This window comes from Ktedonobacter racemifer DSM 44963 (genome assembly GCF_000178855.1).
Lineage (GTDB): Bacteria > Chloroflexota > Ktedonobacteria > Ktedonobacterales > Ktedonobacteraceae > Ktedonobacter > Ktedonobacter racemifer.
In genome coordinates this window covers 1,160,577-1,185,402 of the sequence record NZ_ADVG01000005.1, presented here as the reverse complement: position 1 = coordinate 1,185,402, position 24,826 = coordinate 1,160,577, and the positions used below count along the sequence as shown (strand labels likewise).

The window sequence follows — 24,826 nt, the reverse complement described above, 5'->3', positions numbered from 1 at the left end:
CAACATGTTACGAAATTTCTTTTACGTTACAAAATAGCATGCCTGTCAAATAGGGACTTTTGCAAAACAAGCTTGAAAAAAGGTGAACGAGAAAGCAGGTGGTACCGTGTCAGTAAATACAGAACAGCAAGAGACAATTGAAGCGCGCCCCAGGCGGCAACTAAATAAGAGATCGAACGCGCTCTTCCTCAAAATTTCTGGAGGGTGTTTGCGCACCTATTCTGTGCTCAAGCATCTTGGACGAAGCAGTGGCCGAGAATATATCACACCTCTCTCGGCGTATCCACTGGGTGATGGTTTTGTTATGGCAGTGCTCTATGGGGAGGCAAAGAATGTTGATTGGGTCCGCAATGTGATGGCCGCTGACCGTTGTGTTCTCAAGACAGGTGGGGAGGAGGTTATGAAACAGTTTTGACATAAGCACTAAATTGTGTTAAAATGTGTTTATGAAGAACACATACGATATCCAGGCATTCGGAAAACTTATTGGCAAGTCCACCAAAACGCTCCAAAAATGGGACCGTGAAGGCAAATTAGTTGCTCACCGTTCTCCACAATCAAACAGGCGTTACTATACGCACGATCAATACCTTGAGTATCGCGGGTTTAAAGCGCCAGAACAGGGCCTCACCATCGCTTACTCACGTGTCTCTGGGATTGCTCAAAAGCCTGATTTGCTTCATCAAACAAAAGCGTTAGAAGCCTATTGTCACCAGCATTCGCTCAAGGTCGATGAATGGATGTCGGATATTGGTAGTGGACTCAACTATAAACGCAAACACTTCAATCGTCTCATGGAGATGGTGGAGCTTGGTCAGGTACGGCGCATTGTTCTTGCCCATCGGGATCGGCTAGTTCGCTTTGGTTATGAATACTTTGAAGTGTTTTGCGAGCGACACCATACCGAACTCGTGGTCATCAATGGCGAAAACCTTTCTCCTGAACAAGAGCTTGTGCGAGATTTGATTGCTATCGTGACCGTCTTTTCGGCCCGGCTTCACGGATTGCGCTCCTACAAGAAAGCAATAAAAGATGCTGCTTTGCAAAAAGATCAAGATTGACGTGAGCGAGCAGGATGCCGCTACGCTTGAGTTCATGCAAAGCAAGTGTAGAGGGCTGTACAACTGGTGGGTGATGCGGCTCAGAGAGGGCGAGAAGTGGGATCTCTACGAAGCTAAACGAAGCTTGCAAGAGAGCAAACAGCATGATCCTGAGCTCGTTCAGGTCTATGGTAAACTGCTGCAAGAGGTCTACTACCGCCTTCATGGTGCGATGAAAGCCTTCTATCGCAGAGTCAAAGCAGGAGAGACGCCAGGATTCCCGCGAGTACGCCCACGTCACTGCTTTTTCACGCTCTGCTATCCTGCAATGTATCTCAAGATTGAAGGCGATACGCTCATTCTGCCTACTGGTGGTGGAGGGAAACATGGTGCAAAGGTGTATCCCAACATTGTTGCACGCCTCACAGAAGCGCCCCCAGAGGGTTTTCGAGAAGTGGCGATCAGTCGCGATGGCAGAGGCAACTACTCTGCCTCATTTGTCAGAGAGCGCAACGAGAAACGACACGAAACAGAAGGAACGGTTGCTTTTGATCTAGGCATCAAGACCCTGGCAACAGGCGTCAATGAGCAAGGCAGAGTCTATACCATTGGCGGCTTCAAGGGGGCACGTTGGCACAACAAACAACTGGATAAGATTCGTTCCAAGCGTGACAAGTGCAAAAAGAAATCACGTCGATATATTCACTTAAGCAAGGTCTACAAGCGCGTTTCGCAGAAGAAACGCAATAAACAACAGGATAGTCTTCATAAAGCGTCACACTTGATAGCCCACAAACTGGTTGAGAGAACCGTTGTGGTTGGGGACCTTTCCCAAAGACAAATGGTCACGAAAGAGCATCGAGAGCGCAACAAACACCTCAATCGTGCAGTATTCAATGAGTGGGGCTTGTACACTTTCATTCAAATGCTCACCTACAAAAGCCAATTGTACGGGAAGGACCTTCACTTTTTAGATGAGCGCAATACCTCCAAGCAGTGTAGTGGCTGTGGGAATCTGCAAGCCATGCCACTGTGGAAGAGAACGTATTGTTGTGTCGAATGTGGACTCGTTATGGATCGCGATGAGAATAGTGCGCACAATATCCTGACGAGGTTTTTTGCTCGGCAAGAGCCACACACTCAGGCTCGTCCTGAGTGCGGTGTGCTGCATGCGACCCAAAGCGGCGTAGAAGTCAAAGGGGCTTCCTGTAAGGGGCAAGTGCAGCAATTGAATCTATTTGAGGGTGTGTAAGCACTTTTGAGTAGATTTAGAAAGGCAGTATGTGTTAGAGAGGCCTGAGATTATCCCCGCTTCACAGGCGGAAGTTGCCTATCCTCCACTTCTGAGATTTGTATATCGATCAAGAGGCATTCACGAGTTCCTGTGGGCACATCGATCTTCCCTTTCTCGGCTGGCAAGTTAGCCCTGGGAAGAATAATGTGGTGTTTGGGTGTGAGCGTTCGCCCACATCCAACACCAAGTAAGGGGTATCTGGTGGCGGGATGGCGAAGCCATCCCGCCACCAGATACCCCTTACTTCTGAGCGCCGCAGGCGCGAAGGGCAAAGGACTTGCTAAGCTATGGTGGCTGATGCTATAATAGTGCTCCTTCGCGTGAAGATAACGCTCTCTTTGGCGCGTAGGGGTTTTCCGGTACTTGTTTTTCTTCCTTACGGGTTGGTTGTGAGCCATCCCGGTTTCGTCGTGTCCCCGATAATTTCCTTTCCACATCTTCTCCATCAACACGGCCTTGTCCGTGTACCTGGTTTGCATGCACATAAGCCACGTTTTGTCACAGTCCTTTCATCAGAGTAGGGCGTTTTGTGCTCTCTCTGGCTGTCCTTTGCAAGGAGTGATATGTTCCCTTTTTATGTTGAGGTGGCGTTGACCGCATTTCGCCGCCAATTAATCTATCGCTGGGCCAATATTTCGGGCCTGGTGACCAACATTTTCTTCTGTACCCTGTTTAGCTATATCATCATCGCGCTCTATCACGCGCGACCAGCGGTCCCTGGCTATAGCGTTCAGGATAGCCTGCGCTATACCTGGCTCTTACAATCCTTCCTTATGGTCATTTCGCCATTTGGTTGGATGGACCTGATGATGACAATTCGCACCGGGGAGGTCGTGTCGGATCTAAGCAAGCCCTGCGACTTCTGCTTGTATTGGTTTAGCCGCGAAGTGGGACGGAGCCTCTTCTTCCTGTTCTTCCGTGCGCTGCCTATTTACGTGGCAGGCATGTTTTTGTTTCATATAGGCACGCCTGTCTCCTGGACGAGCTGGGGCACGCTTCTCTTGATGCTGCCGCCCGCTATTCTGCTGGGTGTGGCCTATCGTTTTCTCTATAACATCTTTGCCTTCTGGATTCTTGAAGGGCGAGCCATGGTCACGATGTCAGTGGTTATCTCGCAGTTTTTTACCGGGTCCTATGTGCCGGTCTACTTCTTCCCTGGCTGGCTGCGGACATTTGCGGGTTGGTTGCCGTTCAATGGCTTTATGAACGCGCCCGCGCTGGCCTTTCTGGGCAAGATGACGCTGACCGACTTCTGGTTTGAGTTTGTGCGCCAACTGGGCTGGCTGCTAGTCCTTATCCTGATCGCGCGTGCCGTGACTACCATCGCGACGCGTCGCGTGGTGTCTCAGGGCGGTTAAGAGAGGAGTGTTTATATGATGCTATCAACATTTCTGGCCGATCTGCGCCTCTACCGCTACCTGGTGGGCATGCAGATCAAGACTCAGTTTCAGTACAAGGTTAATCTGTTACTGGATATTGGCTCGTACCTGGCGGTGACCGGGCTGGAGTTTTTCGCGCTCCTGCTGTTCTTCATCCCCTTCCCCGACCTGCTTGGCTGGAAGGTGGGCGAGGTGGCCTTTCTCAGCTCAGTGATCAATTTGAGCTTTGGCGTGGCCGAGCTGGTGGGCGCAGGTATCGACAACTTCCCTGAGACGATTCGCAAGGGCGAGTTTGACCGGGTGCTCCTGCGTCCAACGGGGGTCTTCCTCCAGATTGTGGGCAGCGATTTTCGCCTGCGCCGTCTGGGGCGTATCTCGCTAGGCGTGTTATCAATGGGCTACTCCCTGACGTTGTTGCCCCAGCTCCACTGGACCTGGATCAAGGCGCTTTTACTGCCGGTTGGTATTGTCAGTACAGCGCTCATTTTTGTGGCGATCCTGCTGCTTGGCGCGACCATCTGTTTCTGGACCATCGAGGCAGTGGAGATCACCAATGTGCTCTCCTACGGGGGGCGTGAGATGCTGAGCTATCCGCTCACGGCGTATAACGCCTTGATGCAGCGCTTCTTTCTCTTTATTGTGCCTCTGGCCTTTGGCTCCTATATTCCAGTCTGCTACATTCTTGAGCGGCCTCTGCCCTTTGGCCTTCCGCTCTGGCTGGCCTTTTGTGCGCCTGTCCTGGCGTTGGCCTTTGCCACTGTCTGCGTGCTGGCCTGGCGCTTTGGCGTTCGTCAATATCAAAGCACTGGCAACTAAGATCTTATTCCGAAATTCAACCCCCATTCGGGGGCGCGCGTCACTCGCGTAACTAGCGCTTCCCCCATTCGGGGACCACCTGAAGATGGCACGGCAAGCGCGCTCAGGATCTCGGATAAGAAGTAAATTGTCATTTATGAAAGGGGTAAAACATGTCGGCAATCATTGAGGTTGAGCAGATGACGAAGACCTTTCGTCTGGCCCGGCGCCGGCCTGGAATGCTGGGTGGAATACGCAGTATCGTCAATCCAGAGCTGCGCCTGGTGAACGCGGTCCAGGATGTCTCGCTGCGTGTTGAGCGCGGGGAGATGCTTGGCCTGGTGGGTCCCAACGGGGCGGGGAAAAGCACATCGATTAAAATGATGACGGGCATCCTGACGCCCAGCGGTGGCACTCTACGCGTGGCGGGCCTGGAACCCATCCGTCAGCGACGCGAACTGGCCTCACGTATCGGCGTGGTCTTTGGGCAGCGAACCCAGCTCTGGTGGGATCTGCCCCTTATAGACTCGCTACGCCTCCTGCGCCACCTCTACCAGGTGCCGGAGGAGCGCCACCGCGCGAATCTGGAGCAGCTGCGCGAGACACTCGACTTAAACGAGTTTATTGATACGCCTGTGCGCCAGCTCTCGTTGGGCCAGCGGATGCGTGGAGATATCGCGGCCGCGCTCCTGCATGATCCGGAGCTACTTTATCTGGATGAGCCAACCATTGGCCTGGACGTTGTGGCCAAGGCTCGTATCCGCGAGTTCTTGCTGCAACTGAATTCCGAGCGGAAGACCACGGTCTTGCTGACAACTCATGATATGGATGACGTCGAGACACTCTGTCCCCGCATGGTCATTATCGATCACGGTCGTAAGCTTTACGATGGTTCGGTAGCGGACATTCGAGAGCGCTTCGGCGGCGAGCGTACGCTGATCGCGGTCCTTGATCCCGCTGAGCTGGACCAACTGGCCCGCGACGAACAGGACCAGGTTGTGCTACCAACTCTCCCACCTGGTGTACGCCTGGTGCGATCTGAGGGACCGCGTGTCTGGCTCAGCTTTGCGCGCGATACCCTGCCCGCGCATGAGCTGGTGGCCTGGTTGGGCGAGCGGCATCGCCTGCGCGATGTCACCTTCCAGGAGCCAGAGATCGAAGATGTGATTCGCCGTATCTACGAAGAGGACCTGCTCTTGCAAGAGCAGGGCGTGACAGTCTAGAGAGGCATATCATGTATGGTCCATGCCAGCATGGACCATACATGATTGATGAAAATTCATCGGAGTGCTGCCTCTACCTCGGCGTCGTGCAGGGGGAAGCGTTGTTGGAATTCGCGTGTGCGTTGCTTTAGTTCCTCTGAGTCTGCCTGTAACTCGGTCAGAATGAACTGCTTATACTGGCGCATAAAGTGCTGCTCAAAGCCCTGTACGAGCTGGCAAATTCCTCGTAACTGTTGGCGCTCCTGGGTGCTGGTGGGGAGCAGGTAGTGCCAGCGCTGGCGACAGAGGGTATAGAGACTCTCTAACAATGTTCCCCACTCGTCATCGATATGTTGCCGGTAGGTGAGGTGGCAGTCGCGTTTGCGCGCCACGTATGCTCTAGCCTGGAACGCCAGCAGCGCTGTCGCGGCCCAGCCCGTAGTGCGGAGCAGGTTGCGTGTGCAGGGGGCCTCGCTCCCATTCGCGAGCGTGACGGTGCGATTCATATAGCCAAAGAACTCATCGCTCCATTCGGGGTAGTCCAGGTTCAGGCGGCCCTCTCTGGGGTAGACGTGGGTGAGTAGATAGTAGACGGCATGCATGCGCTCATGCGCCCACTCTTCGATAGGTATCAAGGGATAGCGTGCGCAGATATCCTCGCCGAAGAGACGCTGCCCAGCTAGCTTGAGATTGGGGTCGATGCCCCTGGCGCGGAACGCCTCTTCCTCGGTGAGGGAGATATCGAATTCGAGTTGTCGACGTTTAGTGCGTGCCGTAAACTCGTCTCGCAACTGTTCCGCGAGCTGGCGCTCCTCTATGTTGCGAAAGCGCTCACGGAAGATAATATCGAGGTCTACATCGCTTGTTTGTACATCGCTCTCATCGGCATAGCTCCCTGTTAGGTAGTATGCGGTGATGCGCTCGGGAAAGGAAGACTCATATCGTTCAACAAGCTGTTGCAGAGCCTGATCTATCTGTGTATGGTTGGTTGAGTGACTAAGTGTAAAGTGAGGCACATTACTCCTCTCTCTTCAAGAGACTCTTCTCCCCGTATCATCTCAATGAGACGGAGCTTTGTTGTGAAAGACTTTTGCATTCGCAAGAGGTGCAAGATAAGCGCCATGAGTGTTTGTTAAGATATAGATACACTTTTAGAAGTGTACCCCAATGAAAGGAACGTTGGCAACCTCTGCGCGCTCAACGCTCACTCGGGCGAGAAACGTTGGTGTCACCAAACGAGGACGTGATTCATGCTTCAGTCGCAGTCGATGAAGACCTTGTCTACACCGGCTCCTCTGACCACTCCTTGTATGCCTTGCAGCGCATACTACACCCAACGCATATTTATCTGCCAGGTTGATGTCTCTGCGCTAAATAGTCGAGTTTCTCCTCAATATCTGCTATTCTTCGCATGGGGTAGGTGTACTTAGTGGTGAGAAGCCGCCTCCCCATGATATCCCACATTAAATAGTTTAGAAGTTATGCTATTTATAGTGAGTTATGGGTTTGCGGACCAGAACATTTAGATGCTTTATCTGTGTTACTACTGGCAAAAATTTATAGAGAAATTTTTCTTTTCATGGTATCTTTCGTTTGATGATGTGAACTGGGCAACAGCAGGATATAGGTGAATATTGATCAGCCAGTTGATACAGGTCTCAATCTGAGGAACTATAAAGGCGATCATTGTTACCCTCTTGTTTTCAATGCATCGTCGTGACGCGAGTTCCCTCTCAGAAGACCTCCACCAGCAAAATATACATCTAGACACTGGTATCTGGATGTATAGCGACCTCCACCGCCATCGTATGCACAAAGGAATATCAGGTGCCATTCAAGCGTGTGAGCGAAGCCGCCCGAGAGGTAAACAGGTATGCACCTAAGAGGTAAGTTTCACAAGGCTGAGGGGTGGCGGCGTTCACGATTGCTTTTTCTTAGCTTGTTGTTTGGCAAGATGCTGCTAATACGTGTCAAAAACAGTGCTTAAAAGAAGAGGGTTCATGCTATGCAGTCAAACAACCCGGAACAACAGAAGGCCACAACTGGAACCACGACAGCCACTGAGTCAACTCAACAGAGTCAAGCAGAGCAACAGCAGACTCCGCCCGAAGCTACGACAGCCATCCAGTCAGTTCCCCAGAGCGAGGCGGTACAGGAAGAGCAACGCAAAGCGGAAGAGTACCTGGATCAACTGCGTAGAACGCAGGCGGAGTTTGTTAATTATCGCCGTCGCATGGGTAAGGAACAGCTTGAGGGGCGCATCACAGCCCAGAGCAGCTTACTCTATCACCTGTTGCCTGTCCTCGACGATCTTGAACTGGCGCTGCGCTCGGCACCAGCGGAGATGTGTCCGCATTCCTGGGTGCAGGGTCTGTTTCTGGTAGCGCGCAGACTTGAGTCAATGCTTGACCAGCTGGGTGTGCAACGTGTCGGTGCCATCGGCGAACAATTCAATCCACGCTGGCACGAGGCTATCACGACAGAGGCCTGTGCAGATGCGCCAGAAGGGACCATTCTCGATGTACTTCAACAAGGGTACATTATTGAGGATCACGTCATTCGTCCAGCCAGGGTGAGTATCGCGGGAGCCTCCCCACAACGCGAAACGCCCACGGCGCAAGAAAAGACTGATCCTAACAACAGGCAAAAGCAAGCCGAATGAGCAGTGACAACGCCTCATTGGAGTCGATGGTGCCAGATAAAGAAGCAGCCTCTGGCATTCGACAGTTCACGTGAGCAGGCCACATACTTGCTTGGGCTTCTTGTCGAGAGGAGCTGTGGACACAATACAAGAGAGAGGGGCAACAATGGCAAAGGTACTCGGCATAGACCTGGGAACAACAAACTCAGTTATGTCAACCATGGAGGCGGGTGAACCCACCGTCATTGAGAACAGGGAGGGTGCGCGGATCACGCCCTCTATCGTTGCGATTACAAAGAATGGCGAGCGCCTGGTGGGTCAGGTAGCCAAACGCCAGGCCGTGACCAACCCGGAAAATACCGTCTTCTCCATTAAGCGTCTCATGGGGCGTAAGTTTGATGATCCTGAAGTGCAGCGCACGATGAAAATGGTCCCCTACAAGATCACACGTGCTGATAATGGTGATGTCCGCGTCGTGATGGGAGGGCGTGAGTATAGCCCGCCAGAAATTTCGGCCATGATCCTCCAAAAGCTGAAAGTCGATGCGGAAGACAAATTGGGAGAGCGCATTACTCAGGCTGTTATCACTGTCCCCGCCTACTTCAACGATTCACAGCGCCAGGCCACAAAAGACGCGGGCACGATTGCAGGACTTGAAGTCTTGCGCATCATTAATGAGCCAACCGCGGCCTCTCTTGCCTATGGGCTGGACAAGAAGCATGATGAGTTGATTGGTGTCTATGACCTTGGTGGTGGCACCTTTGATATCTCCGTCCTGCAGCTAGGGGAGGGTGTCATTGAAGTCAAGGCCACCAATGGTGATACACACCTTGGTGGCGACGACTTTGACCAGCGGATCGTGGACTGGCTTGCCGACGAGTTTCGCAAGGATCAGGGCATTGATTTGCGCAACGATCGCATGGCGCTACAGCGCTTGAGAGAAGCCGCCGAGCGTGCCAAAATTGAGCTCTCCTCATCGACCCAAACCGAGATCAACCTCCCCTTTATCACGGCTGACGCCAGTGGGCCAAGGCACCTGGTGATGACGCTCACACGTGCCAAGCTAGAGCAACTAGTGAGCGACCTGATCGAGCGCACACGTGGCCCGGTCATGCGTGCCCTGGAAGATGCACAGGTCAAGCCCAATGACATCAATGAAGATGTGCTGGTAGGTGGGCAGACCCGTATGCCAGCCGTCGTTCAGTTTGTTAAAAACATCTTTGGCAAGGAACCGCATAAGGGGGTCAATCCCGACGAGGTGGTTGCCGTTGGTGCCGCTATTCAAGGAGGCGTGCTGGGAGGCGAGGTCAAGGATGTCTTACTCCTGGATGTAACCCCGCTCTCACTTGGCGTTGAGACGCTAGGCGGCGTATCAACCAAGCTCATTGAGCGCAACACAACCATCCCCACACGCAAGAGCGAGACCTTCAGCACGGCTGAAGATAATCAATCCGCGGTGGATGTACATGTGCTTCAGGGCGAGCGCGAACTGGCGCGCGATAACAAGAGCCTGGGGAATTTTCGCCTGGAGGGTATCAGTCCCGCGCCGCGTGGTATGCCACAAATCGAGGTCACCTTCGATATTGACGCAAACGGCATACTCAATGTGACCGCGCGCGACAAGGCCACGGGCCGCGAACAAAAGATCACTATTACCGCCTCCAGTGGTCTCTCGCAAAGTGATGTTGACCGCATGGTGCGTGAAGCGGAGCAGCACGCCCAGGAAGATCGACAGCGCCGCCAGGAGATCGAGATACGCAACAATGCCTCCAGTGTAGCCTACCAGGCAGAGCGTATGCTCCAGGAAAACAGAGAGAAACTCGCGCCCGATGTGCGCAGTGAAGCGGAGAATCGGATCAAGGCTGTACGTGACGCGCTGACTGGGAGTGATACAGCGCGCGTGCAGAGCACCATGGCTGAATTGGAGAGCACCTATCAACGCATGCAACAGGAGATTGCCAGCTATACAGGCGCTCCGGCTGGTAGTGAAGCCACTGAAGCGAGAGCACAGACCGGTTCTGGCAGCGAGCCGGGAACCGTCGAAGGCGAATACCGCGAACTCTAGCTACTCACAATAGGATATCCTGGAGGGGACACTGATGTGCCTCCAGGATGTCGAGTACACCTTTTCAATGCCAAAACTGGATGCAGACATATAAATTTGCTTTCTGTGTGTGCATTCAAGAGAATAGGTGTGCCCGCATGGATCAATACGTTGGGGAGGCAACGCTGACGGAGGCTGGTCTGGATCTACTGGCTGTCCAGGAACTCATTCGTGACGACTCCCCACGGATAAATCCGGGGGCTTCTCAGCAAACCGAAGTTTCCTGAAGGCTCCGTCCGAGCCAATACGTGTTTGCTCTCTTGGATGGCAAGGCGGCTTTGAAGCTCTTAAAAGACCTCACCGAGAGGGCACAGGGACACTTGTACGCAAGTGCTTTTACGCAAGGGAACGATTTACCTTGCAACGCCCAAACACTTTTCAGTTGTGTATGTACCAAAACACTTGTTCTAGTATAGTGTAAAAGGTGGATAGTATCAAGAGAGGGATATCCCCAACCACCCTATCCGCCTTCAAATGACTCGCTTCTATCCCTGGGGCTAAAGCCCAGGGTTTTACGCTCGGGTCGATAAGCATGTGGCATTGATCCAGCGTGGAGCGGAGATTGGTGCATCGAAACTCTGGTATGACAAGCCCAAGAAACAATTTTACCTCCTTGTCTCTCTTGCAATTGAGACGGCTGATCCTACACCTGAAACACACAAGCAAGTCGTTGGCGTGGATGTGGGGATGCGATACCTTGCCGTCACGGCGACGATGCAAGGGGATTGCACCTTCCATTCAGGCAAACAGATTGTCCCCAAGGCAAACCACTCCGCACGACTGAGAAAACGTCTGCAAAAGAAAGGCACTCGTTCAGCGACAAGAAGGCTCGTTGCCATCAGTGGACGAGAGAGACGGTTGAAGCAGAATACCAATCATGTCGTGAGTAAGCGGATTGTCCTACAGCACCCTCAAAGCTTGATTGGACTGGAGCATCTGACAGACATTCGAGAGCGTACCAAACGACGCAAAGGCAAAAATGCAAAACAGCGAAAAGCCAATCGTACCTTCTCCAAATGGTCCTTCGCTGAGTTGCATAGCATGATTGCCTATAAAGCGCTCTTACATCGAAGTATGGCAATCAAGGTCGATGCCAACTCTACCTCGCAAGCGTGCCCCAAATGTGGGCACACCTGCAAAGAGAATAGACCCAACAAAGGATTGCTCTTCGTCTGTCAGAATTGTCAGTACACGCTCCATGCCGATCTGGTTGGAGCAAGAAACATTGCGATGCGAACGCTTCTTATCCGGCAAGACTGGAGAGGAACGGGCCTCTTGTCAGTACGCGCCTTCTGTGTCGGACGATGAAGCCAAAGCCGCACGCCTGAAAAGGTATGCTGAATTGCGGTGGAGTTCAGACACAACTCCAAGCCCTCGGCTTTCGCCGTAGGGTACTGACTTTAGCCTCTTCCTCCTTATGCTGCGGGTTTGAGCACGACCTTGGTCCAACCGTTGTCGCGCGCATCAAAGTGTTTGTATGCGTCGGGGGCTTGCTCTAAGGGCAACCTGTGCGAGACGATGAAGGCCGGTTTGGCCTTCCCCAGGTGAATGAGATCACGCAGGTGGCGGTTATAGTCCTTCACATTGCACTGTCCTGTGCCGATGCTCTGCCCCTTGAACCAGAGGAGACCCCAGTCGAAGAGTATCTCTCCTTGCTTGTTTTGAGGATCTGGTGCGCCTGGATCGTTAGGGACATAGACTCCAACGACCCCAATCCCACCAGCAAATTTCACTGAACGCACCAGGTTGTTCATGGTCATGTTAGGGTGCTCATGGCCCTGGGGATCATGTGCCTGATAGCCTACGCACTCACAGCCTCTATCTGCTCCTCTGCCATTCGTGAGTTCTAACACACGCTCAACGGGATCCTCCTTCGAGAAATCAATAGGAATTGCCCCAATGGATTCAGCAAGCTTGAGCCGATCTGGATGGAAATCGACAATCATGATCTTGCTCGCATCCTTGAGCGTTGCTGAGTAAGCCGCCATAAGTCCAACCGGACCTGAGCCATAGATGACAACAGTGTCGCCTGCTTGTACGCCCGCTAATTGCGTTGCGTGCCAGCCGGTTGGAAAGATGTCGGAGATCATCACATATTCATCTTGCTTCTCACGTGCATCCTCTGGCAGCCGCAGACAGTTGAAATCAGCATATGGGACGCGGAGGTATTGTGCCTGCCCGCCCTGGTATGGTCCCATATCTGCGAAACCATAGGCCGCACCAGCCATCTTTGGATCTGGATTGGTGGTGAGGCAGAACGCCGTCAATCCCTTCTCACAATTTCGACAAAAGCCACAGCTGACGTTAAAGGGGAGGCAAACCATGTCGCCGACCTTGATTCTGTCAACGGCGTTTCCAATCTCAACAACTTCGCCAAGGTTCTCATGCCCGAAGACACGGCCCTTTTCGAAGTCGGTTCGGCCTTCATACATATGCAAATCGGAGCCACAAATGTTGGTTGTGGTAATCTTTACCAGCGCATCGGTCGGACGCTCGATTTTTGGATCTGGTACATCCTGTACGCTCACGCTACGTGGTCCATTGTAGACGACTGCTTTCATTATGTTCTCCCATGCACACGGGTGTGCGTTTGTCTATGTCAGTGCTTACCGGTACAAACTCCCTCGATGAAAGGGAGGCCGCTTTCGTTGTAAAAAGACGTGAAATCAGGAAATTTATACTAAAATATTGAATTAAAGTGTATTGCAGACTTTTCAGATTGTTTTACGAATAACTAATTAAAATAATATTGCACAGCATATAATTGGTTCTCTTAAGTATATCTGACACAGATAGCACATTTTAAAAAGGCCAAAAGTAACGATAAATTGGATCTGGTCTCGGCTCGCGAAATGAGCGCTTGGAGTAAGGGGTGTGTGTGGAAAACGGCTTAGAGCTTATCCGAAAACCTCTAATTTAGTAAAGATCAATTGAGCACAGGCGAGGTGAAGAAAAGCGAGATAATTTTCCACTTTCTTTTCCCAGCGCACTAGAAGCCGACGAGAGCGATTGATCCAGGAGTGGGTGCGTTCCACCACCCATCGTCGCGCCCGATGACCCGGAAGGCATATTTTCTCCTGCTTCTCTTGCCCGCGACTACGAATATGAGGCATATAGTGACGGCTCTCGACCTCCTGGCGCGCTGGTGCTCCATCATAACCTGCATCCAGACAGAGATGCTGAGGGTGCTCTTCTGTTGGCTCAGGACGCATGATCACAATACCATCCAGAGTAGCGCAGAGCAAGCGCACGTCGTGACGATTAGCCCCATCAACGACCAAGGCCAGGGGAATTCCTGCCCCATCTGTGAGGAGACTGCGTTTGGTTCCGCTCTTGCCACGATCGGTGGGATTGGCTCCAGTTGCGGCTTTGCCGAAAGGGGCTTTCGTCATCGCTCCGTCTACGGCTTGCCATTCCCACTCGATCCCTTGTACCTCATCGTACTCTTCCAGTCCAGCTTGCCAGAGCGCTTTGAAGAAGCCCGCTTGTTCCCACTCTTGAAAGCGGGCATGCACTGTTGAGCTTGCTCCTAATTCCCTCGGCAACGCATTCCATTGGATGCCTGTGCGCAACACATAGATGATCGCCGCAAAGGCTTGACGATCATCCATGCGTGGCCGTCCTCCTTTGGCACGCGAGGGTGCCGGCGGGATGAACGGCTTGACTTTCTCCCACCATGCATCGCTCACTTCCCACCGACGTGTTCGTGGCATGGCTTTCCTCCTCTCCTGGTCTTTTCTTCGGTTCCAAGATCCAATCTATTCTCTTAACCCATCCAGCCAGGCACTCATCACTTCACTTACTCGCCTATCCGTTTCCGCATCCACTGCCATCGCCTCTTGCCAGGTAATGCCAGGCACGACATGCTTGTAGAAGTGTTGGAGATCAGGGAAGAAGGCCAGCTGCGTTGTCTCAGGATGGACCGCATGTCGAACCTGATAGAGCCGTTCACCATTGTCCGCATGCACCCCTGACTCATCCATGCCCCCCTGCACAACCAGCACCGGGCAGGCCACCTTTGCGATCTCGATGCATGGATCGACCGCATCGTAGTCGCGCATGTATTGCTGTCCCTCGTGCGCTTGAGGGTTGTCACTGTCCCAACTCTTCACCAAGAACTCCATGGTCGGATCAGCTTTGATGTCCTCTGTGAATGGCTTCCTTGCGCGCATGAGTTCGAAGGCGTGGATATAGTTCGTCGCATTGACTTTGAACGCTCCAAAATCGATGATCTCCCCCTGTTCCTTTGCCATTTCCTGGGCTTTATGAATAAAGAGATCCATATAGCGCAGTGCCGGTCCAGAAAGGCTTATGAAGGCATCGACGCCCATTTCGGACTGCTGCGCGATCATCATTCCATGCACGCTCCCCTCGCTATGCCCTGCAACCGCCAGCCCCTTCGCCTGCGGGACCATTTCGCGAAGCTTCTTAACTGCTGCCTCGGCTATATATCGTTGCCGTGGGAAGATCCGATGCGCCACAACCCGCTTCTCATCCACCATTTCTGCCCCTGTTCCTGCTCCATACTTGGCGTAACGCAGGACCGCATGCCCTCGTCCCGCTAGTTGCCGCGCCAGGTCTGCGTACAGATGGGGCTTCATCAGTGTTCCAGGATAGTTTCCGTCCACGTCGTTAGACATAGAACCGGGAAGAAGAACGATCCTCCATTTCACTTTTTCTCCTTGAGGCAAGGTCAGTGCTGCCGGAAGCCGATACCCCTCTGCTTCCAACGCCAAGTGCTCTTCTTGATAGGGCTGTTCCATCTTTTCCTCCTTTTCAAATGCTGCCTTTGACTGAGCAGCAGAGAAGAGTGTACACTCTCCAGTAACTGGAGAATCAAGTCTTTCTTGAGGAGCGTATGAACGAGCCACGCGAGCAGTTACACACCATTGGCGCTGTCGCAAAACTGACGGGGGTGCCAATCAAGACGATCCGTTATTACACCGATATCAACCTCTTACCTGCCACCGACAGAACGCAGGCACGCTTTCGCCTCTATTCAACCGAAGCGATCTGGCAACTTCAATTGATTCGCGTGCTACGTCAACTCGCATTCAGCTTGGAGGAGATACGGGCCATCATCGGTGGGAATCTTTCGGTGAGCACTGCCATCGATTGGCAACTGGACGCTGTCGCACACCAGATCCACCAGCTTCAACGGGTTCAGGAGGTCTTACAACAGGCGAAGGAGACCAGACATCAGCCAGAACAATCCATCCAGACGCTCTATGAGCTGGCCCTGGCGTTAAGCGAAAACGTGGCTGAACGCAGCCGCTTTGTTACCGAGAAGTTACATGCACTGGTAGAACAGGCCAACCTGCCAGAGGAATGGCGACAACATCTCCTCGACCACTTCACCTGGCAATCGCCAGACACGCTCACGACAGAGCAGATAGCAGCCTGGACAGAGGTTGTCAGCATCCTCAACGACCCGGCTTTCACTGAGGAAGCACTCCATTTGAACTCACCCACACCCAACAAATCAACGCGCCAGATGAATATCGCTGAGTATAACCAGCAAGCGCTCATACTTATCCAGCAGGCACAGTCAGCCGCGTTACAGGGAGAGCCTCTTGAGAGCAAGTCGGTGCAAACGTTGCTGAGAAACTGGATCAGACTCATCGCTGCGTCAACGCAACAAGCAATGACACCTGCATTTGTGCACAAGCTTTCTACTCAGCTTTCCACCTCGTCGAGCGAACGCATGCAGCGCTTCTGGACGCTCATGGCGTTGCTCAGCGGACGTGAAGCACCTCCTTCTTTTCAAGAAGGCTTCGACCTGCTGGCTGCGGGTTTGCGCTTCCTCATCTCGAAACCAGGGGCGCTCAGCACTGTGCTAGATGATCCTTCTCAAGAGCAGTAACAAAAGACGCTTACTCAGGGGAAAAGGGAAAGCAAAGAAGTATCTTGTGGGAAATTACCTTTTTCTCCTCTTCCTTTCCATTTTATTGACTCTCCTAGATGCCGAGACAATTACAGGTTTTCGGATAAGCACTAAATGAAACAGCTTTACAGACGTATCGAAGCAGCTATAGAGCCAACAAAAAATAAGCAGAGGCGTAGTTCAACTCTCCCCGACCCAAGAGCTATAATAAAGTACTGCACTTCTCAAGAATAAGGGCTGAAGGAGCTATTCGAACGTGAAGAAAGAAATTTCAATCGATCAAGCATAGCGTTTCCCTCCGTCTTTTGGCAACAGAAACTGTTTTTTGTCTCATATCTCTTGCATTATTCTCATAAAGTGATATAAACTGTATCAAAGCAGAACTATTCATGACATATCTATTATGCTTCACATTTGAGGTAGCAAAGGAAGAAAGTAGCGCATGTCTTCACAACCTCATTTTGATTCCTCTAAAGCACATAAAAAAAGGCGAAGGAATAGCATCTGAGAATCGTCACAATGTGATAGAATAGATGAACAACATCATATGCTAGATTCATACAAGGAGGTTTTCAAGCATATATGCGAAAAGTGGTAAGACCACAGGCCCTAGGCATGGGTATATTGTCCATCATCATGGGTTTAATCTTCCTTGCGGTTTGGCCTGGGTGGACCGATTTGCTCTTTATTGGAGGAGGGATCGCGTTAGTTCTGGTCTCCGGCTACATCATCAAAATGCCATATTAACCAGAGTAATTTGAGTATCTCACTGACTAAAAATATATCCGAAAACCTTCCTGAGACCTTTTCATATCACGGGCAAGATCAGGTTTTCGGATAAGTTCTTAGCCGTTTTCCACACACACCCCTTACTCCAAGCGCCGCAGGTGCGAAGAACTCTCCTGAGAAAGATATGGTCGTATCCCCAAAATAGGCTAGGTGATTATAGCCTATTTTGTGAATTCCTCTTCATGATGCACAAGAGAACGTTGTTTGCCCTTGAGCTTATCCGGTGTTTGTGCAGCAGGCGTAAATGCGCTGCTGGCGCTTCATGTTGTGTCAAGATGTGTGTTGCGCAATTGCCTTATGGGGATGAAGGTGAGGCTCTTTTTAAGTGAGCGAGCAGACTTTGCATTGACGTGAAAAAGCAACTTCTCTATAATCAGTTACATGGATATTTAGGATTACATCGCCCCCAAAGGACTTATTTCATGCTGTATCGTGCGGGACAACAGATAGGCCACTATCGTTTAACCCATATTGTCGGGGAGGGACCGCATGCTCAGGTATTTGTTGCAGAGCACCTTCCTTCTCAAGCGCCTGTAGCTATCAAAATGTTACGGGCACGCCTCGCTCAGGAAGAAATTGAAAAATTCTCGCGTTCGGCTCGCCGAATCGCGAACCTGAGCCATCCTCATATCATGCGTGTAAGTGATTATGGTGTCGAAAGGAATGTTCCCTACCTGGTCATGGAGGTTGCCCTCAATGGGAGTTTGCGTCGTCGCCATCCCGAAGGGACGCGTCTCTCCACGCAACGCATTCTGGCATATGCCAGGCAGATTTCTGAGGCTTTGCACTATGCACATAGCGAAAACTATCTGCACCAGTTTATTAAGCCAGAGAATATGCTGCTTGATAAGCAAGGTAATGTATTGCTGAGTGATTTCTTTCTTCCTCTGGGAATATTTACGGCTCGTTCCCCAGAGAACTCACTCTACATGGCCCCTGAGCAATATCAGGGTGTGGCTCGTCAGACCAGTGACCAGTATGCCTTAGGACTGATCATCTATGAATGGTTTACGGGTGAGCGTCCAACTTATGATCCGCTTAGCACGCGCCTATTTCAGTATGGTTCGCTGTTGCCTCCATTGCGGGCGAAGGTCCCCAGCGTGTCGACCGAAATTGAGCAGGTGGTCATGACCGCGCTGGCGCGGGAGCCACACCAGCGCTTCAAAAGCATGCAAGCCTTCGCAAGTGCGCTTGAAGAGGCGTTTCGTGCGCGTCCCTCCTCTGGGCCGCTACGCTCCTTCCCGCAGCGGGTGGCGGTTGCCCCCGCTAGCCAGATGACTACCCCTTTATCTCCCCTCTCGACGCCAAATGGTGTTGCCGTAGATGTGCCGGAAGCTCCGGCAGAGGTGAAGGCGGCGGGAAGAGTAATCTGGACGGCACGCGCGAACCATGGCGCGGTTCGGAGTCTTTCCTGGTCTTATGATGGGCGTCGGCTTGTCTCGGGCGGGAATGATATGCAGGCTCGCGTCTGGGACGCCTCTACGGGAAAGGTTCTCCTCTCCTACGGTGGGCACCGGACGGGTGTGCATACCGTGGCCTGGTCACCCAGAGGGTTATTGATTGCCTCGGCGGGCTATGATCCACAGGTTCATGTGTGGAGCGCGACCAGGGGTGCTATTATGCATACCTTCCAGGCGCATACGCAGCCGGTGAAGGCGTTGGCCTGGTCCTCCGATGGCCAGCGCCTTGCCTCGGTTGATGGACCAGATGGCATGGTCCGTGTCTGGGACGCCATGTCGGGAATGCAGCACGCGACCTTTAAACCTCAGGATAAAGATGTGGCCGCGCTCACCTGGTCTCCTGATGGCACCTGTGTCGCGGTGGCCAGCGAGGATGGGGGCGTACAGATCTGGCATGTCAACACGCCACGGCATCATGGGCGCATCTTTAGCGACCCCTCGTTTGCTAGTGTGCAGGCCCTGGCCTGGGCGTCTGGGAATAGCTATATGGCTTCAGGCGGAGAGGAGCAGGTTATCCACTACTGGAATACCAACACGGGCCGGGATAAATTGCTCTTCAGTGGGCACACGCAGAAGATTCTCTCGCTTTCCTGGTCGCAGGATGGCAAGCTCCTGGCCTCTTCGAGCGCCGATGGGAGCGTACGTATCTGGGATGTGCGCACAGGAGCCTGTGTCTTTGCTTACAGTAGTAAGCACCCTCCCGTGCACGCGGTGGCCTGGTCGCCAGGTGGTTCGCTGCTGGCCTGTGGCGATGCCGATGGCTCTATTCAGGTCTGGCAGATTCAGTTTCCCGCTTAGGTTTCTCTTTATTTCGAGAGGGGACGCGACATAGATCTATGTCGCGTCCCCTCTCTTCATGTGTGGAAAAAACTGCTTGTTTGCAGAATGGTTTATGGATGCGGTAAGCTGAGAGGGCGGCGTCACTGTAGCTGTCCTGTTGTGCGTGCTAGCTAAGAGATGGCGTTGTGCGTCTTTCACGTCTTTCATAAAAATTCGTATGAAAATTCTCTGTTGAGAAGAGAGGTTGTGTATATATGCGATACCGTTCGTTTGGACGAACTGGCTGGAATGTCTCTGAGATTGGCTTTGGGGCCTGGGGAATTGGCGGAGATGCCTGGGGACAGCAAGACGATACCGCCGCGCTTGCGGCCCTCAATAAGGCTATTGACCTGGGCGTGAACTTCATTGATACTGCCGATGTCTATGGTGATGGCCATTCCGAGCAACTGATTGCCCAGGTGCGCCAAGCGCGCAAAGAAGAGCTTATTATCGTGACGAAGGCGGGCCGTCGCCTCAATCCCCACACGGCTGAAGGGTACAACAATCACCAGAACCTGGCAGGCTTTATTGAGCGTAGCCTGCGCAATCTCGACGTCGAGGCCCTGGACCTGGTGCAACTGCACTGCCCACCCTCTGAGGTCTACGATATGCCCGAGGTATTTGCGATCCTCGATGATTTGCAGCAGCAGGGCAAGATCCGCAATTATGGCGTCAGTGTCGAGAAGGTGGAAGAGGCGCTCAAAGCCATACAATATCCCAACGTCAAGAGCGTGCAGATCATCTTTAATATGTTCCGCCTCAAGCCCGCCGAGAAGTTCTTCGCGGCGGCACGGGAGCGCAACGTTGGCGTCATCGTGCGTGTCCCTCTGGCCAGCGGCCTCTTGACGGGCAAGTTTAGCGCGCAGAGCCAGTTCTCCACGAGCGATCACCGCAATTATAACCGTCATGGCGAGGCCTTTGACCAGGGCGAGACCTTCTCCGGGGTGGACTATGAGGAGGGTCTGAAGGCGGTTGAAGAGCTACGGGACCTGGTCCCCGAGGGAACGACGATGGCGCAGTTCGCCCTGCGCTGGATCTTGATGTTCCCCGAGGCCTCGACGGTGATTGCCGGGGCGAAGAATCCACAGCAGGCGGAGGATAACACTGCTGCCTCAGAACTCCCCGCGCTGAGCGATGAGACCATGAAGCGCATCCAGGAACTCTATGACCGGCGCTTCCGCACCAGCGTCCACTCCCGCTGGTAGAAGAGAGTGGAAGAGAGCATCTGGGGGCTGTGTGCCATAAGCACACAGCCCCCAGATGCTCTCTTCCAGAGGCGTGTTGCATAGTCAATCACCTCAGGTCTCTGACCGGAGGCTTGTTGGTTACCTCTGGACTCCACCGCAACTCAGCGTACCTTCGCAGGCGCGCTGCTTTGGCTTCACGGTCCGAGGCATCAGGGATGATTGACAAACATCCCGTCCTGTTCCAGTCCTGCCGGACCAGGAGCGCTCTCATCGTGATATTTCTTGCACCAACCAGATCGGCGTGCAGGCAGTAATGACACTGCTGGCACACGAACAGCAACCCTTTTCGCGGGCGGTTCTCCTTGGCCGTATGCCCACACATGGGACACGCCTTTGAGGTGTCATTCGCATCCACCTTGATGGCGAGCGATCCGGCAAGCGCGGCCTTGTAGCTGATGAGCGTGTGAAGCTGGGCAAAGGACCATTGCGAGTACACCCGATTGGCTTTGCGAGCCTTTACAGAAACAGGCTCATAGCCCTTGCCGTTCTTCTTGCGTTTGCGCTTCCTGCGCCTGGTTCGCTCTCGAATATGGGTGAGGTCTTCTAGCCCAAGAAGGGTGTGTGGGTGCTGCTCAACGATCTGTTTGGCGAGGGTGTGATTGGCGTGCAATTTTAACCGTCTCTCTCGCTGCTCGATGCGTCTCAGCCGACGTTTCGCGCCGCGAGTGCCTTTTTGCTGCAAGCGTTTGCGTAGTCGTGCGTAGTGGTTAGCTTGGTGTCGAACTCGTTTGCCTGGGTGAAAGCTCGCTTTGCCTGTGGAGGTGGACGTTACGGCCAGGTAACGAATCCCCACATCCACTCCGACGACCTCTTGCAGGTGGTCGGCTCTTGGCTCAGGAACCTCAATGGAGAGGGAAACGAGCAGATAGAAGGTTTTCCTGGCTTGGTCGTACCAGAGCTTGGCATCCCCGATCCTGGCTCCTTGCCGGATCAATGCGATGTGCTTGTCATAGCCCTGGTAAGGGAGACTGATTCGCCCATTAAGCGTGCTGACACTGACTCGGCTCTCTCTCTGAAAGGTATAGTCTCGCTCATAGGTGTACTGCACCGTCGGGGAACTGTAGTGCGGCGGCTGATCCAGGCCCTTGAAGCGCTTTTTTGTGATTTTCGCACGGCGATGCTCGGCATTCTTTTTGAGTTTGGTCCACAATCCTTTGTATGTGGCGGCCACCTGCCGCTCCACGCTACAGGCGAGTTGGGAAGGGAGATGATACCGAGCACGAAGCTCGGCGTACATCCCTTTGTGCAGCCGGGTCACACTGCTGGTTTTGCTCTGCTCGAACGCATACTGACTCACCGCATTGAGGGCATCGCGATACGCCAGTTGCGTGTGGCCCAGGGCCTCAAACTGCTCTGGGCTTGTTATGAGTTTGAGTTTGGCGGTGATGATCTGCCGCATGTTGTTCACTTTCGAGAGGGGCGCGAACGCTGCCCGGCCTATCTCCAGCTTTCCCAATGACGTGCTTCGTGCAGAGCGTCCTGGTGTTTGTTCCATTTCTGCTCAGAACTGATTTTTTTGCTGATGGACATCTCTTCTCCTCCCAGGTCAGTAGGTAAGGAACAACAAGCGGATATGTTGAGCGTCTGGGAGGGTCGCGTTATTAGAGAAAGAAACCGACTGGATTCCTGATTGTGCGAGTAGAAGGCTCTTGGCCTGGGCCTGGCTCTTGCCTGCAATGCTGGCCCTGAGGCGCTCCTGCTCGGCCAGAGAGAACTGATACACCCATGTCTGTGTCCCTGTTGCCTGCATGGTCGTTGTTCCCTGTGCCGTGGTCGTGACCTGTATCTCTCCCTCTGGTGTATACCCGGTTCCGAACCGCTGCCTCGCCTGGATGGTAAGTGCCTGGGTAATGAGTGTTTGTAGGACTTGTGTCTGGTAGACCATGCCTGTACACGTCTCGTCAAGCGTGATCTGTACGCTAGTGGCTTCCTCCCCTGGCTGGTGGTTGCTATTCGTCTTCTGCTGACAGTGCAAAGGGGTTGCTAATGTCTCGGTGCTCTTGACCTGGGTTTGGAGAGCTGCGATGGTGCTCTGGTCAAGGCTGGCTTTCAGGCTTGCGCCTGCGGTGTCGATGTCGTGCTGCGTCACGCTCTGGTAGTCGCGTGCGTCTTGCCCTCCGCTAAAGGCTCCGTTCACGGCAGAGATATTCACACGACAACAGGGGCCATAGATCACGCCTGCCTTCAGGTTGCCTGCTGGTCCTGCCTGGGTCGTGTGGGCACTGATGCTCGCTTGCCCAAAGGTGGGAAAGCTTGCCGCGTCTATAGTCACATCTTGATCGGTAATCACCTGTACCCCGTTGGCTGAAGTGACAAGGGTTCCGGCGGGTATGGTCTGCGCATAGGTCGCGCTATTATAGAACGTGATATACCCATGTGCGCTCTGGGCGTCCTGGTAGGCTTTCCCAGTCGTGGCAACCATGCGCGCTTGGCTCATGGTCACCGTGGGAAGTATCCTTCCCGGCACCTGACTATGTGTCCTGTCAGTGCTCCCCCCAATAGTCACGGTCAAACGGGTTTCTAGCGTGCGTGAGACGGGAACCAGTGTCACGGTTGTCGTCGTCATTAAGAAGGGCAACACATACAGTAGGCAGCCCACAACAAGCGCACAGGCGCATACCATGAGGCTGAGAGCCACAAGAGGACGTGTGTGCGCTCTTACCCACTGTAATACCTTCGCTCTCCTGGTTCTGGCTCCTGATCGATGGGGTGGGAGGCTATTAACCGTGTTGGCTGGCTCCTCTGCCTCCTCCTTGGGGTAAATGTGGATCTCAATGTCATACATACGGTGTTCGCGGTCGTACTCCTGTTTGGCTTCGATGTGTGGTATGTCGTTTGTCGTGTACGCCTGCTGGTGCTCCGGGTCAAGCTCGCGGAGCATCTGCTCCAGGTCGTTGTACATATTGTCTTGCATGGGTTCCCTCCAAACGGCAGGAGAGGGAAGAGCACACTGTGATGTGACTCTTCCCAGAAACATTAGGCGTTGGTGGTCCCGTCCCACGGTGCTCGACAGATATCGAGCGGGCCTGCGCTAAAGGTCATGTAGTAAGCGATTTCTCTAGTAAACTGGTCGAGTTGGTCAAAGAAGCTCTCTGGGACGATTCCACGCCAACGGATGATGATATAGCCATCTCCTGACGGGTTGGCTTTGCCATACGAGACAAGAACCGCTTGTATGGGGCGCTCCGTCTGGAATGTGGTCTGAAAGTTCAGGGCAAGGGTGGCTGTGATGGTCTCGGAACATGCGATAACCACATATTTATCTTCTCCGCTAAAGGTCACGCCCATAAGGTCGTGTACCCGTTGAGTCAACATGCGTATGGTTCTGTATGTTCCCCTAGGGGCGTTCTCCTGGGGGCGTTGTGGGTGCTCGTCCTGGATGGGGTATGCTTGTGTGGCTATCACTCTTTGACCTCTTTCATAGGTGTAGCACTAAACGTGTCGTTCTCGTTCTTAAAGGCGACGCTTTGCCCTCCAACAGAAACAATCATGTCCGGCTTGCCATCTCCATCCAGGTCTTTGAATGCGACCTGTGCCGGGGTCAAGTCTTGCCCACTTCCTAACAGGTTCATTCCTGTTTTGTAGATGTGTGTTTTGCTCGGGTCGCCTGCGGGCAGTTCAATGACCGTAATCTGGCCATGCAGATTGAGCACCATGAAGTGGGATGGGTTTGTGCTGGTGTCGTGATTGTGACCGACAACGGCGTCAGTCTGGTAGGTTCGGGGGCGTCCATAGTGCAGGTCATCTTGCCACCCCTGCAACGCCTGTTGTCCCATGTTCATTCCAAGCCATCCCCCGACCATCGCGAGGCCCAGGAGTCCTCCATAGAGAGGCCAGCGGGGAAATTGAAACGGCCTGGGTGTCCCAACGGGCAAGAGAGGCGGCTGCTGGGGCTGCCTCTGCTGCCTGGGTTGGTTGTGAACATGGACACTGACTCGGCGCGTCACCTGCCCGTTCATCTGGGCTGGCTGGTAGAGGTTTTGACGGACCACGCTGGTATGGGTGCGTGTGTCATATAAGGCGTCTTCGTTGATCTGGTCTTGCGTGTCTATGTCCACTCGCGGAGCTCTGGTGACGCACTTTGTCTGTTTCGGTGGCTGCTCGGTTTCCAGGTTTGGACGATAGCGAGAAGGGCGCATTATCGTTCCCCCCTCTCGTCGCGTGCTGGCTTT

21 protein-coding genes and 1 pseudogene are annotated in these 24,826 nt (G+C 53.2%); 13 read left to right on the top strand and 9 right to left on the bottom strand.

What is annotated here, in order from left to right:
- Positions 1-106 precede the first annotated feature (106 nt).
- From KRAC_RS59155 to KRAC_RS59145, 3 genes are read left to right on the top strand one after another with little or no spacing between them, the layout of a single operon-like run.
- The gene (locus KRAC_RS59155; RefSeq protein WP_007923379.1) at positions 107-415 is read left to right on the top strand and encodes a PNPOx family protein; all 309 of its coding nucleotides are present in this window, start codon (positions 107-109) and stop codon (positions 413-415) included.
- A gap of 31 nt (positions 416-446) precedes the next feature.
- Positions 447-1,061 (top strand): IS607 family transposase, encoded by a 615-nt coding sequence (locus KRAC_RS59150; RefSeq protein WP_007906770.1) that lies wholly within the window; start codon positions 447-449, stop codon positions 1,059-1,061.
- Positions 1,033-2,292, top strand: coding sequence for an RNA-guided endonuclease InsQ/TnpB family protein (locus tag KRAC_RS59145; RefSeq protein ID WP_007923378.1), 1,260 nt, complete (start codon positions 1,033-1,035; stop codon positions 2,290-2,292). Before KRAC_RS59150 ends, KRAC_RS59145 begins: the two co-directional genes overlap by 29 nt.
- Positions 2,293-2,342: 50 nt before the next feature.
- Here the strand turns inward: KRAC_RS59145 and KRAC_RS59140 are convergent, their stop codons facing one another.
- Positions 2,343-2,813, bottom strand: a complete 471-nt coding sequence (locus tag KRAC_RS59140) for a hypothetical protein (protein ID WP_040448624.1) — start codon at positions 2,811-2,813, stop codon at positions 2,343-2,345.
- A gap of 84 nt (positions 2,814-2,897) precedes the next feature.
- Here KRAC_RS59140 and KRAC_RS59135 point away from each other — a divergent pair, with 84 nt between their 5' ends.
- The 3 genes from KRAC_RS59135 (at position 2,898) to KRAC_RS59125 (ending at position 5,731) form a co-directional block, all read left to right on the top strand.
- Complete coding sequence (locus KRAC_RS59135; RefSeq protein WP_007923376.1) at positions 2,898-3,692, top strand: ABC transporter permease; 795 nt, start codon at positions 2,898-2,900, stop codon at positions 3,690-3,692.
- A 15-nt stretch (positions 3,693-3,707) separates the two neighbouring features.
- The gene (locus tag KRAC_RS59130) at positions 3,708-4,529 is read left to right on the top strand and encodes an ABC transporter permease (protein WP_007923373.1); all 822 of its coding nucleotides are present in this window, start codon (positions 3,708-3,710) and stop codon (positions 4,527-4,529) included.
- Between the two features lie 152 nt (positions 4,530-4,681).
- Positions 4,682-5,731: an ABC transporter ATP-binding protein gene (locus tag KRAC_RS59125; protein WP_007923372.1), complete on the top strand. Its 1,050-nt coding sequence runs from the start codon at positions 4,682-4,684 to the stop codon at positions 5,729-5,731.
- Between the two features lie 56 nt (positions 5,732-5,787).
- Here KRAC_RS59125 and KRAC_RS59120 read toward each other — a convergent pair whose 3' ends face one another.
- Positions 5,788-6,726 (bottom strand): nucleotidyltransferase domain-containing protein, encoded by a 939-nt coding sequence (locus KRAC_RS59120; RefSeq protein ID WP_007923371.1) that lies wholly within the window; start codon positions 6,724-6,726, stop codon positions 5,788-5,790.
- Between the two features lie 989 nt (positions 6,727-7,715).
- On the opposite strand from KRAC_RS59120, the gene KRAC_RS59115 reads away from it, so the two are divergent.
- The 4 genes and pseudogenes from KRAC_RS59115 to KRAC_RS59105 all read left to right on the top strand — a co-directional run.
- Positions 7,716-8,372, top strand: coding sequence for a nucleotide exchange factor GrpE (locus KRAC_RS59115; protein WP_007923369.1), 657 nt, complete (start codon positions 7,716-7,718; stop codon positions 8,370-8,372).
- Positions 8,373-8,517: 145 nt separating this feature from the next.
- A complete protein-coding gene (gene dnaK, locus KRAC_RS59110) occupies positions 8,518-10,416 on the top strand; it encodes a molecular chaperone DnaK (protein WP_007923368.1) in 1,899 nt (632 codons plus the stop codon).
- A 137-nt stretch (positions 10,417-10,553) separates the two neighbouring features.
- Positions 10,554-10,682 carry a hypothetical protein gene (locus tag KRAC_RS78965; RefSeq protein WP_007923367.1) on the top strand — a complete coding sequence of 43 codons (129 nt, stop codon included), beginning with the start codon at positions 10,554-10,556 and terminating at the stop codon, positions 10,680-10,682.
- Positions 10,683-10,968: 286 nt separating this feature from the next.
- Positions 10,969-11,845: pseudogene (locus KRAC_RS59105) on the top strand (RNA-guided endonuclease InsQ/TnpB family protein); the annotation flags it as partial.
- A 25-nt stretch (positions 11,846-11,870) separates the two neighbouring features.
- Here KRAC_RS59105 and KRAC_RS59100 read toward each other — a convergent pair.
- The 3 genes from KRAC_RS59100 to KRAC_RS59090 form a co-directional block, all read right to left on the bottom strand.
- Entirely contained in the window at positions 11,871-13,016 is a 1,146-nt protein-coding gene (locus KRAC_RS59100; RefSeq protein ID WP_007923366.1) for a glutathione-independent formaldehyde dehydrogenase, read from the bottom strand.
- A 336-nt stretch (positions 13,017-13,352) separates the two neighbouring features.
- Positions 13,353-14,168, bottom strand: coding sequence for an IS5 family transposase (locus KRAC_RS59095; protein ID WP_007923365.1), 816 nt, complete (start codon positions 14,166-14,168; stop codon positions 13,353-13,355).
- A 45-nt stretch (positions 14,169-14,213) separates the two neighbouring features.
- Positions 14,214-15,218, bottom strand: coding sequence for an alpha/beta hydrolase family protein (locus KRAC_RS59090; protein ID WP_007923363.1), 1,005 nt, complete (start codon positions 15,216-15,218; stop codon positions 14,214-14,216).
- Positions 15,219-15,313: 95 nt separating this feature from the next.
- On the opposite strand from KRAC_RS59090, the gene KRAC_RS59085 reads away from it, so the two are divergent.
- From KRAC_RS59085 to KRAC_RS59075, 3 genes are all read left to right on the top strand, one after another.
- Positions 15,314-16,318: a MerR family transcriptional regulator gene (locus KRAC_RS59085; protein WP_007923362.1), complete on the top strand. Its 1,005-nt coding sequence runs from the start codon at positions 15,314-15,316 to the stop codon at positions 16,316-16,318.
- A gap of 1,232 nt (positions 16,319-17,550) precedes the next feature.
- Positions 17,551-19,386: a serine/threonine-protein kinase gene (locus tag KRAC_RS59080; protein ID WP_007923360.1), complete on the top strand. Its 1,836-nt coding sequence runs from the start codon at positions 17,551-17,553 to the stop codon at positions 19,384-19,386.
- A gap of 236 nt (positions 19,387-19,622) precedes the next feature.
- Positions 19,623-20,612 carry an aldo/keto reductase gene (locus tag KRAC_RS59075; RefSeq protein WP_007923359.1) on the top strand — a complete coding sequence of 330 codons (990 nt, stop codon included), beginning with the start codon at positions 19,623-19,625 and terminating at the stop codon, positions 20,610-20,612.
- 88 nt (positions 20,613-20,700) lie between these two features.
- Here the strand turns inward: KRAC_RS59075 and KRAC_RS59070 are convergent, their stop codons facing one another.
- From KRAC_RS59070 to KRAC_RS64840, 4 genes are all read right to left on the bottom strand, one after another.
- Complete coding sequence (locus KRAC_RS59070; RefSeq protein ID WP_007923358.1) at positions 20,701-22,053, bottom strand: RNA-guided endonuclease InsQ/TnpB family protein; 1,353 nt, start codon at positions 22,051-22,053, stop codon at positions 20,701-20,703.
- A 147-nt stretch (positions 22,054-22,200) separates the two neighbouring features.
- Positions 22,201-23,568 (bottom strand): baseplate J/gp47 family protein, encoded by a 1,368-nt coding sequence (locus tag KRAC_RS59065; protein WP_007923352.1) that lies wholly within the window; start codon positions 23,566-23,568, stop codon positions 22,201-22,203.
- Positions 23,569-23,630: 62 nt separating this feature from the next.
- Positions 23,631-24,059 carry a hypothetical protein gene (locus tag KRAC_RS59060; protein WP_007923350.1) on the bottom strand — a complete coding sequence of 143 codons (429 nt, stop codon included), beginning with the start codon at positions 24,057-24,059 and terminating at the stop codon, positions 23,631-23,633.
- Positions 24,056-24,793: a hypothetical protein gene (locus KRAC_RS64840; RefSeq protein WP_007923349.1), complete on the bottom strand. Its 738-nt coding sequence runs from the start codon at positions 24,791-24,793 to the stop codon at positions 24,056-24,058. The genes KRAC_RS59060 and KRAC_RS64840 overlap by 4 nt, the downstream gene beginning before the upstream one ends.
- Positions 24,794-24,826 lie beyond the last annotated feature (33 nt).